Origin of the sequence: Vibrio sp. Vb2131, from assembly GCF_033338535.1 — a bacterium.
GTDB classification, from domain to species: domain Bacteria; phylum Pseudomonadota; class Gammaproteobacteria; order Enterobacterales; family Vibrionaceae; genus Vibrio; species Vibrio alginolyticus.
Map to the genome: position 1 here is coordinate 1 of NZ_JAWOSW010000168.1, position 518 is coordinate 518.

At 47.7% G+C, this 518-nt stretch carries 1 protein-coding gene; it reads right to left on the reverse strand.

All coding sequences use genetic code 11. From position 1 onward, the window contains the following. Positions 1-106: 106 nt before the first annotated feature. A partial coding sequence (locus R7E38_RS23385; protein WP_318082239.1) for a response regulator occupies positions 107-518 on the reverse strand: 412 nt, incomplete at its 5' end.

Below are 518 nucleotides of genomic sequence, written 5' to 3' on the forward strand. Positions count from 1 at the left end.
TGATGGCTCCAAGGCAACAAAAATATAAGCAGCAAACAAGCGGAGACCAGTAGTCGCAGCGCTCGTTGATTATGATGGGGGAGAATCATGCTCATGTGTGGCTCGCCTACATTACGTTTTCGATTTGATGCAACAGTTTCTCCTTTCTCACTGGTTTAGGCACATAAGCGTCCATCCCGGAGTCAAAACAGCGTTGAATATCGTCGTCGACCACACTGGCTGTTAGCGCGATGATCGGCGTTTTTTCGAGTCCTAAGCTTGCTTCATAAGCGCGGATCTGTTTCGTTGCTTCGAAACCATCCATCACTGGCATCATGCAGTCCATTAAAATGATGTCGAAGCCACCATCGCGCTGGAACATCTCCACTGCGATCTGGCCATTTTCCGCGACTTCAAACTGATAGCCAGCTTTGCTTAACAGTAAAGAAGCAACTTTTTGATTCACTCGGTTATCTTCCACCAATAAAATCCGTTCACGTCGCATTGGCGCAGCACTTAACGTCTCACCAACGCGTTGT